General features: G+C 74.1%; 6 protein-coding genes. 5 read left to right on the top strand and 1 reads right to left on the bottom strand.

All coding sequences use genetic code 11. The annotated features are described in order from the left end of the window. The 3 genes from ACFWPT_RS22980 to ACFWPT_RS22970 all read left to right on the top strand — a co-directional run. A partial coding sequence (locus ACFWPT_RS22980) for a hypothetical protein (protein WP_380483827.1) occupies positions 1-189 on the top strand: 189 nt, incomplete at its 5' end. Positions 190-362: 173 nt separating this feature from the next. Continuing rightward, positions 363-1,985, top strand: a complete 1,623-nt coding sequence (locus ACFWPT_RS22975) for an FAD-dependent oxidoreductase (RefSeq protein WP_380483825.1) — start codon at positions 363-365, stop codon at positions 1,983-1,985. A gap of 57 nt (positions 1,986-2,042) precedes the next feature. Beyond that, positions 2,043-2,318: a hypothetical protein gene (locus tag ACFWPT_RS22970; RefSeq protein ID WP_380483823.1), complete on the top strand. Its 276-nt coding sequence runs from the start codon at positions 2,043-2,045 to the stop codon at positions 2,316-2,318. A 120-nt stretch (positions 2,319-2,438) separates the two neighbouring features. Here ACFWPT_RS22970 and ACFWPT_RS22965 read toward each other — a convergent pair whose 3' ends face one another. Then, positions 2,439-3,164: an ABC transporter ATP-binding protein gene (locus tag ACFWPT_RS22965; RefSeq protein WP_380371068.1), complete on the bottom strand. Its 726-nt coding sequence runs from the start codon at positions 3,162-3,164 to the stop codon at positions 2,439-2,441. A 394-nt stretch (positions 3,165-3,558) separates the two neighbouring features. Between ACFWPT_RS22965 and ACFWPT_RS22960 the strand changes: the two genes are divergently transcribed. Together ACFWPT_RS22960 and ACFWPT_RS22955 are read left to right on the top strand one after the other, a co-directional pair. Beyond that, entirely contained in the window at positions 3,559-6,924 is a 3,366-nt protein-coding gene (locus ACFWPT_RS22960; RefSeq protein ID WP_380371066.1) for an FtsX-like permease family protein, read from the top strand. Further along, entirely contained in the window at positions 6,921-9,731 is a 2,811-nt protein-coding gene (locus ACFWPT_RS22955) for a hypothetical protein (protein ID WP_380483820.1), read from the top strand. Before ACFWPT_RS22960 ends, ACFWPT_RS22955 begins: the two co-directional genes overlap by 4 nt. Positions 9,732-9,746: the final 15 nt, after the last annotated feature.

Raw genomic sequence — 9,746 nt, 5'->3', positions numbered from 1 at the left:
CTCACCACGACCGTCACGGCCCCCGAGACCGCCGACCTCCGGCCCGCCCGCCAGGCCAAGAACATCACCCTCACCGCCGTCGCCAACCACTTCGGTGTCTGGCCCGCCACCATCTCCACCCTCGAACGCGGCACCCGCCGAGACGACAACCTCGCCAACGCCTACCGCGAATGGCTCACCACCGCTTGACAACCCATAGGAGCATCAATCGGCCGCCGGGCCCGCACCGGTCCGGGACCTGCGCTGATTCGCCGAAAATGACGTACTGTCACACTAGTTCGTTAAAGGATTCCCACCCTCGAATACCTGTGTTAGCGTGCCGCCGCCAGCTTCTCTCATCGCCGAGAAAGTGAGGTCGGGCCATGGAGGGCGCATTCTCCCGACGGGGATTCCTGGGCACCGCCGGTGCGGCGGCGGCCGGGGTGTCCGCCGGCTCGACGGGCACGGAGGCCGCGGCCGGGGCGCTCCGGGAGCCGCCGGAGGGGCGGTCGGTCCGGCCGGGCGATCCCCGCTACCGGACGCTCGGCCAGGGCTTCAACCAGCGCTGGCGCAGCAGCCCCGCCTACATCCGCCTGGTGGTCGACGAGGCGGACGCCGTGGGCGAGTTGAACCGGGCGCTGGACCACGGGCTGCGGCCGACCGTCCGCGGCGGCGGGCACTGCTACGAGGGCTTCGTCGACAACGACGGGGGCGTCATCCTCGACCTCGGCATGATGCGGGGTGTCGCCGCCGCCAGGGACAAGTTCGGCCACCCGACGTACTGCGTGGAGGGCGGGGCCACCAACTGGGACGTCTACACCACGCTCTTCCGCGCGTACGCGGTGACGCTGCCGGCCGGGTCCTGCTACTCGGTCGGCGCGGGCGGGCACATCTGCGGCGGCGGGTTCGGCCTGCTCTCGCGGCGGCACGGGCTCACCGTGGACCACCTGGTCCAGGTCGACGTGGTCACCGTGCGGGGCGGTACCGCCGTGGTGACCAGGGCGCACCGCGACGACGGCGAGGGCTCCCCGGAGGCGGACCTCTTCTGGGCCCACACCGGGGGCGGCGGCGGGAACTTCGGGGTGGTGCTGCGCTACCACTTCGCGGTCGGCGTGCCGAAGCCGCCGCCCCGGGTCTGGCTCAGCAGCGTCGCCTGGCCCTGGGGCGAACTGGTGAAGCGGCCCGGCGACTTCGAGACCCTGGTGCGCAACTTCGGTGCCTTCATGGCCGAGCACAGCGGCCCGCAGGAGCCGACCTACCAGGGCCTGTTCGCGATCCTCAAGCTCACCCACCGTTCCAACGGGAACGTCGTCCTGGTGAGCCAGTGGGACGGTGACGACCCGGCGCCGCTCGACGCGTTCCTGGCGGCCGTCGAGCGCGGGATGGCGACGCGTTCGGTGGTCCAGACCCACAGCGCCGGCGGGCTGTTCCTGCCCTACCCGGAGAAGCGTCGCCAACTGCCCTGGTTCCAGGCCACCATGACGCTCAACCCGTCGGGCGACAACCAGCGCGGCAAGTACAAGTCGGCCTACCACCGCGAGCCGTTCAGTCGGGCGCAGATCGCCACCTTCTGGGACTGGCTGGTGCGGGACGTCGAGGGCGTGGACCTCACGAAGACGCTGGTGCAGATCGACTCCTACGGCTGCCGGATCAACACCCGCGGGCCCGGGGAGACCGCCGTCCCCCAGCGCGACTCGATCATGAAGCTCCAGTACCAGACGTACTGGACCGACGAGGCCCAGGACGCCGACCACCTGGCGTACCTCGCCGGGCTCTACCGGGACGTCTACCGGGAGACCGGTGGTGTCCCGGAGATCGACACCGCGACGGACGGCGCCTACGTCAACTACCCGGACGTCGACCTGGGCACGGCCGACCAGCCGGACCCGGCCTACCAACGGCTCTACTACAAGGGGAACTACCCGCGGTTGCAGCGCACCAAGGCGTACTGGGACGGCGCGGGGGTGTTCCACCACGCTCAGTCGATCACCCTCCCCGGGGCCTGACCGGGAGGGGGCCCGCCACCGGATGCGCGAGCCGCCGCAGGGGCGCAGGGTCGAGGTATGAGCGGAGTGGTCGTGCTGGTCGAGCTGGAGTCGTCCACGGAGGTGCTGGACGCGGGCGAGGTCGACGTGGGCGCGCGGATTCGCTGGGTGCACGCGGCGCCGCCGGATCCGGATGTGCCGGAGGATCCGGGGCCGGTGACCTTCTGCGGCCTCGACACGGCGGACCTCGAACGGGAGCCCTACCGCCCGGCCGGGCCCGGCGAGCCCTGGTACCCGCCGTCCCAGCGCACCCGGCGGTGCCGAGCCTGCGAGGCGGTGCTCAAGGTGCCCTGAACGGGCTCGCGGAGCGCGTCCGGATTCACCACCGGCCGCGCCCGGGGTGCGTCGGCCCGCTCGACCGTCCGGCCCGCCCGGATGGACGGGCCGGACGGGCCGGTCCACCCCGGGCCACCCTTACGCGGCCGGCTTCGCCGCCTCTTCGACGATCCGCCCGTCACGCAGCTCGATCACCCGGTCGGCGAGCTCCATCAGCGTCGGGTCGTGGGTGGCGACCACCACGGTGACGCCCTCGCTGCGGACGACGGCGCGCAGCAGCTGCATGATCGAGCGGCCGGTCTCCGAGTCCAGCTGGCCGGTCGGCTCGTCGGCGATGATCAGGCCGGGCTCGTTGGCCAGCGCGCGGGCGATGGCGACGCGCTGCTGCTGGCCGCCGGAGAGCTCGCCGGGCCGCTGGTTGGCCTGGTCGGCGAGGCCGACCAGGGCCAGCAGGGTGTGCGCGCGCTCCTCGCGTTCGGCGGCCGAGACCTTGCGCAGCCGCATCGGCACGCCGACGTTCTCGGCGGCGGTGAGCATCGGGATCAGCCCGAAGGACTGGAAGACGAAGCCGATCCGCTCCCGCCGCAGGGCGAGCCGGCCGTCCTCGTTCAGCTCGGCGAGGTCGGTGCCGTCCAGGGCGATGCTGCCGGCGGTCGGGGCGTCCAGGCCGCCGACGAGGTTGAGCAGGGTGGTCTTGCCGGAGCCGGACCGGCCCTTGAGCGCGGCGAGTTCGCCGCGGCCGACGGTGAAGGAGACGCCGCGCAGCGCGTGCACGGTCCGCTCGCCGGTGCCGAAGCTGCGTCGGAGGTCGGTCACGGCCACCATCGGGGTGTTGGTGGTGGCGGTGGCCTGAGGCTGCGTCATTGAGGCTTCCCCCTGTGTGTGTCTACCCAGTGTCTACGGACGGGCGGCGCCACGGGTTCACGGTTTCGGGCGGCGATTTCCGGGGTGCGGGTCGGCGTTCCCAAAGGCGTGCTGTGGAGCCTTAGTTATGAAATGTTCATGGCATTCTGGCGGGCGCCCGAAGTGGGGGAGCTGCCAATGCAGGGAATTTGCTCATTACTTACTTGTTAGCGCAAGTCCCTTCCGTTCCTGGATCGAATCTGACAGAGTCGTCCGCTATCCGGTGATCAAATGCCGGTGATCATTGCGTCGATGTGCCCTAAGTGTGTCTGTTCGTAGCCGAGTTGTGACCAAATCGGATCGATGGACCGGGCTGGGACGCAACCTGGGGACGTAAAGACCGGGGAGGAACTTGATGCTCGGCTTCGTCGTGCGCCGACTGCGTGGGCGACTGCCGCTGGCTGCCGCCGTGCTGCTCGCAGTGCTGATCACCACGGCCGTGCTGACCGCGCTGGTGGCGTTCAACCGCAGTGTCGGCGAGGCCGGTCTGCGGCAGGCGCTCCAGGGGACAGGCCACGCCCGGACCACGGTCGTGGTGACCGCCGAACACGGGCTCGACCAGCGTGCGAAGGACGAGGCGGAGCTCGCCGCCTACCGCGGCAGGCTCTTCGGAGACCTGTCCGTGCGCACCGACAGCCTGCTGCGCAGCCGCTCCTACGGCTTGCCGGACGGCGCCGGCGCCACCGGCACTACCAGGACCAGCGGCACTACCGGCGCCAGCGGCACTACCGGGACCAGCGGCGCCCCCGGGTCCGCAGTCCCCGGAGCCGGAGCCCAGCCCGACCTGACGGTCCTCGCCGACCTCGACCGAGACCGGACCCACCTGCTCGCCGGCGCGTGGCCCGCCGCGGCCTCCGGCCCGGTCCAGACCGCCGCCCCGCAGGTCGCCGTCCCGCAGACCATGCTGGCCCGGCTCGGCCTCACCGACCAGGCCCTGCCCGCCGATGTGCAGCTGGCGGACCGCCTCGACGGCAAGCCGCTGACCGTCCGCGTCACCGGCGTCTACCGGGCCGTCGACCCGGCCGACGCGTACTGGCGCATCGACCCGGTCCGTGGTCACGAGGTGGAGGTCAGCGGCTTCACCACCTACGGCCCGATGCTGGTCGACCAGAGCGCCTTCACCACCGCCGGATTGGTGCAGAGCAGCCGCAGCTGGCTGCTCGACGCCGACTTCACGGGCATCGGCCAGTCCTCGGCGGAGGCCATGGGCGACCGCGCCCAGGGCCTCGCCGATGACCTGCAGTCCCGCGCCAGCATCGGCTCAAGGACCGAACTGCCCGACATCCTGCGCGAGTTGTCCTCCAGCATGATGGTCGCCCGGACCACCCTGCTGATCGGCGCCCTCCAGCTGGCCGTGCTCGCCGTCGCGGCGCTGCTGCTGGTCGTCAACCTGATCGCGACCCGGCAGACGGCCGAGAACGAGCTGCTCGCCGCCCGCGGCGCCTCCGGCGCCCGGCTCGGCTTCTTCACCGCGACGGAGTCGCTGCTGCTCGCCCTGCCCGCCGCGCTGCTGGCCCCCCTGCTGACTCCGTTCCTGGTCCGCGCCCTGGCCGGCTTCGGGAGCGACCACCAGGTGCCCCTGGACACCGGCATCAGCTGGTCGCTCTGGCCGATCGCCGTGCTCTGCGCCTTCGCCTGCGTCCTGCTGGCCAGCCTGCCCAGCCTGCTGCGCGGCGCCGGAGCCGCCCTGCGCAGTCGCTCCGGCCGCCGCCAGGCCCTGGTCTCGGGCGTCGCGCGCAACGGCGGCGACCTCGTCGTGCTCGCCCTGGCCGTGCTCGCCTACCAGCAGCTCAGCCAGTACGGCGGTGGGCTGTCCACCGACTCCTCCGGCCGGCTCGGCGTGGACCTGCTGCTGGTGGCCACCCCGACCCTGGCGCTCTGCGCCGGCACCCTGGTGGTGCTGCGCCTGCTGCCGCTCGCCGCCCGGCTCGGCGCCCGGGTGGCCGCCCGCGGCCGCGGCCTCGGCCCGGCCCTGGTGGGTTGGCAGCTGGCCCGTCGGCCCGCCCGCGCCACCGGCCCCGTGCTGCTGCTCGTGATGGCCGTGGCCACCGGCGTGCTGGCGCTCGGCCAGCACGCCACCTGGACCGCCTCCCAGCGTGACCAGGCCGCCTTCAACACGCTCGGCGGCCTGCGGATCTCCGCCTCGCACAACGCCCTGATGGGCCAGGGTGGCCGCTACGGCGCGCTGCCCGGCGGTGACCGGATCGTCCCGGTGGTGCGCGAGGACCAGTCCCTGCCCAACGGCAAGGGCCAACTGCTCGCCGTGGACACCTCCGCCTTCGCCGAGCGCGTCCCGGTCCGCGCCGACCTGCTCGGCGGGCGCACCCGAGAGGACCTGTTCGGGTCGCTCGCCCAGCCCGCCCCCACCGGGCCGCCGGCCGGCCTGGAACTGCCCGGCCACCCGCTGCGGATCGACGCGGAGGTCACCGTCCAGCAGCCGGAGCAGCAGGCCGGGACGCCCGGCGGCAGTACCCGTCCGTCGCTTCACCCGGAGGCCAGGTTGCTGCTGCGCGACCGCTTCGGCATGATCCACAAGGTCTCGCTGGGCACGCTCCCGCTGACCGGCGACGCCAAGGTCTCGGCCTCACTGACCACGCTGGTCGACGCCCCGCTCGGCTCGGCCGCCGCGCCGTTGACCGTGGTCGGCGTGATCGTCGCCTTCGGCGACCGGTCCAACGGCGAGCTGACCGTCCACCGGCTGTCCGTCTCCGACAGCGCCGACGGCCCCGCGACCGCCGTCCAGGTGCCGGCCGGCTTCGGCTGGACGGCGACGGCGCCCCCCGTCCGGGCCGTCGGCGACGTGGTGCCCGGGCCGGCCGCCGTCCTCGGATCCGAACCGACCGGCGCCGACCGCCTGTTCACCATCCGCTACCGCTTCGCCAACGGCCTCGGCGACATGGTCCGCGCCGTGCTCCAGCCGACCGGGACGAGCGTGCCGGACACCGTGTCCGGCATCGCCACCCGCGACTACCTGAAGGTCGTCGGCGGCTCCGTCGGCGACACCATCAAGGTGCCGTTCTCCGGGATCGTCCTGCCGGTCAAGATCACCGCTGTGGTCGACGCCCTGCCGGCGGCCGACCCCAACGCGCTCCTGGTCGACCTCTCCACCACGGCCCGGCTGCTGGCCGCACAGGGCGGCGAACTGCCCAACCGCGCCGAGTGGTGGCTGCCCGCCACCGGCCCCGGCGACCGGACCCCCGCGGAGGCCGCCGCCGCCCTGCGCGCCGCCCCCGGCACCCAGGACGTCCAGCTCTACGAGGAGGCCGCCGAGGCCCTCCTCGGCGACCCGGTCGGCGCCGCCCCGCAGAGCGCGCTCATGGTCATCGCGGTCGTCACCGGGGTGCTCGCCGCGATCGGCTTCGGCGCCGCCGTGGCCGCCTCCGCCCGCGAACGCTCCCGGGACTCCGCCCTGCTGCTCGCCCTGGGCGCCCGCCGCAAGCAGGTGACCCGCACCATGGCCGCCGAACAGGCCCTCCTGGTCGCCCTCGGCGGGGCCGTCGGGCTGGGCCTCGGAACGCTGCTCGTCCACCTGATCGTGCCGTTCGTCGTGCTGACGCCGGCCGCCCGCCGCCCGACGCCCGGGGCGCTGATCGAGCTGCCGTTCGGCCAGGCCCTGCTGCTCACGGCCGCGATCGCCGTCGTTCCCCTGCTCTCGGCCTTCCTGATCGGACGCCGCCGTCGAGACGTGGCCGCCCGGCTGCGCCACGTGGAGGAGATGTGACCACCAAGGCCGGCACCACCGTGCCCACCCCGTCGCCCGAGCCCGCGCCCGCCCACGGCCCCGCGCCCTGGGTCCGCACCCGGCTGCGCGCGACGCCGCTGGCCACCCTGCTCATGGCGGCGCTCGCCTTCGTCACCGTGTTCATGGCGGCGGCCTTCCCCCGCGTCGTCGACCGGGGCGCGGACAGCGCCCTGCGGGACTTCGTGCACCAGAAGGGCGTCAACGCGACCAGCCTGCAGGCCACCTCCGAGCCGAACCTGAGCGACCCGGCCTCCGCCCTCGACGACGTGCAGCAGAAGCTGACCGCGGAGATCGGCCGGAACCTGCCGCTCACCGAGACCAGCCAGCTCTACGGCAGCCGGGCCAAGTCCCCGCGCAAGATGTTCAACGAGGGCTACGCCCGTGTCTCCGACCATCCGCCGGTGCTCGGCCTGCTGTACGTGCACGGGCTCAAGGAGCTCGTGACCCTCACCGACGGCGTCTGGCCGGGCCCCGCGGCCGAGGGCGCACCCCTGCCGATGATCATCAGCCAGAAGGCCGCCGAGACCATCGGCGTCAAGCTCGGTGACGTCGTCGACAACGGCAGCGACCTGACCGGCCGGACCCGGTCCACCGTGGTCGGCTTCTACCGCGTCAACAACCCCACCGACCCGACCTGGGACGACGTGGGCTGTCCCGCCCGCGCCTGCCTGGAGGGCCAGGGCGCGGAGCTCCACTGGGTGACCACCGGTTTCGTCACCGACAGCGGCCTGCACCAGCTGATCCTCTGGGGCAACGGCGGCGTGAACTTCTGGCGGCTGCCCGTCGACTCCGCCGCCCTGCGCGCCGACCAGCTGGCCGAGACCCGCGCCACCGTCGGCTCCTTCCTGGTCGGGCGCGGCGCCACCACCCTCGCCGACGTGACCAAGCGCCCGGACCTGCACGTCACCTCGCTCCTGCCCGACATCTTCACCCGGGCCACCGCCCGCTACGACGCCGCGGCCCCGCTGGCCGCGATCGGACCGGCCGGAGTGGCCGGGGTGGCCGTCGTGGTGCTGTGCCTCGCCGCGGCCCTCACCGCCGACCGGCGCACCGCCGAACTCCGGCTGCTCCAGGCCCGCGGCGGCTCGCGCGGCGGCATCCTGCTGCGCCTGCTCGGCGAGGGCGCGGCGACCGTGCTGCCCTCCGCCCTGCTCGGAACGGCCCTCGCCCTGGTGCTGCTGCCCACCCCCCGGTGGGGCAACGCCCTGCTCACCGCCCTGGCCGTCGCCCTGATCGCCGTGCTGGCCTTCCCGGCGCGCGCCGCCGTACTGCTGTCCCCGCCGAAGGCCGTGGCCGGCTGGCGCCGACTCGTCGGCGAACTCGCCGTCCTGGCCGTCACCGCCGCGGCCGTGGCCGAGGTCCGCCGCCGCGGCGTCGCCCCCGGCAACAGCCTGGACCCGCTGCTGGTGGCCGCCCCGCTGATGCTCGCCCTCACCGGCGGCCTGCTGCTGGCCCGGATCCAGCCGCTGGTGGTCGGCTGGCTGGCCGCCCTCGCCGGGCGCGGCCGCGGCCTGATCGGCTTCCTCGGCCTGGCCCGTGCCGCCCGCGACAGCTCGGGCCGCCGCCGGCCCTCCGCGCTGCCGCTGCTCGCCCTGGTGATCGCCGTCACCACGACCGGCTTCGGCGCCACCGTGCTCGACACCGTGGACAGCGTCCGGCTGCGCGCCGCCCGGATCACCACCGGCGGCGACGCCTCCGTCTCCCTCCCGGTCTACGCCACCCTGCCGGAGGCGTTCACCACGGCGGCCGCCGAACTGCCCGGCGTGCGGGCCGCGACCGGGGTCTGGGTCGAGCCCGGGGCCTCCTTCATCGGCACGGGCGGCGACCGCACCGCGGCCATCCTCGTGGTGGCCGAGCCGAAGGCCTACGCCGAGATCGCCCGGACCTTCGGGGTGGGCGAGTTCGACCCGGCAGCGCTCGCCGGGACCCCGGGCGGCCCGGACAGCCCGGTGCCGGCGCTGTTCAGCAGCGGTCTGTCCAAGCAGCTGACCGACGGCCCGGCCCGGCTGCGCACCCCCAACGGGGGCGAACTGCGCGCCACCGTCGCCGGGATCGTCACCGGCACCCCCGCCCTGCCCGACCCGGGCAAGCCGTTCATGGTCGTGCCCGTCGGGCCCGCCTCCGAGCGCCTTCCGGAGCTCAAGCGGACCAACAAGTGGCTCTCCGTCGGCGACGTCGACGCCGGCCAGGTCAGGAACCTGCTGCTGGACCAGGGCCTGACCACCGCCACGGGCCTCGCCAAGCTGATCCGGGACGAGGCCGTGGCCGCCGGCAAGGGCAGCTACGGGCTGCCCCCCGGGTACACGGTCCGCAGCAGCCACGAGGTGGCCGCCACGCTCGCCGCCGACCCGCTGCAGCGCTCCGCGGAACGCCTGTTCTGGTACTCGGGCGCCGCCGGCGCCGGGTTCGCCCTGCTCGCCGTCCTGCTGACCCTGGTGCGGGCCGCCCCCGAGCGCACGGCCCTGCTGGCCCGACTGCGCACCATGGGCCTGCGGCCCCGGCAGGGGCTGGCGCTGATCATCGCCGAGACGCTGCCGCAGACCCTGGTGGCGGCCGTCGGCGGCGGGCTGGTCGCGCTGGCGGCGGTCGGACTGCTCGGGTCGGCCTTCGACCTGTCGGCGCTGGTCGGCGCCAACGTCGGCGACGCGCTGACCCCCGTCCTGCTGCCGGTGCTGCTGCCCACGGCGGGCCTGGCGCTGGTGGTCTGCCTCGGGGTGGTCCTGGAGACGGCCGTCTCCGGCCGGCGCCAGATCGCCACCGAACTGCGGGCGGGGGACCAGCGGTGAGGGCGGGAGGAGCGG

Origin of the sequence: Kitasatospora sp. NPDC058478 (genome assembly GCF_042720345.1) — a bacterium.
GTDB lineage: Bacteria > Actinomycetota > Actinomycetes > Streptomycetales > Streptomycetaceae > Kitasatospora.
The sequence above is the reverse complement of the archived record's forward strand: the minus strand, read 5'-3'. Positions and strand labels throughout refer to the sequence as shown.

Bases quoted from the DNA above. Each gene is read 5' to 3' on its own strand.
- ACFWPT_RS22960 (WP_380371066.1), top strand. From the start codon at position 3,559: ATGCTCGGCTTCGTCGTGCGCCGACTGCGTGGGCGACTGCCGCTGGCT.
- ACFWPT_RS22965 (WP_380371068.1), bottom strand. From the start codon at position 3,164: ATGACGCAGCCTCAGGCCACCGCCACCACCAACACCCCGATGGTGGCC.
- ACFWPT_RS22975 (WP_380483825.1), top strand. From the start codon at position 363: ATGGAGGGCGCATTCTCCCGACGGGGATTCCTGGGCACCGCCGGTGCG.
- ACFWPT_RS22970 (WP_380483823.1), top strand. From the start codon at position 2,043: ATGAGCGGAGTGGTCGTGCTGGTCGAGCTGGAGTCGTCCACGGAGGTG.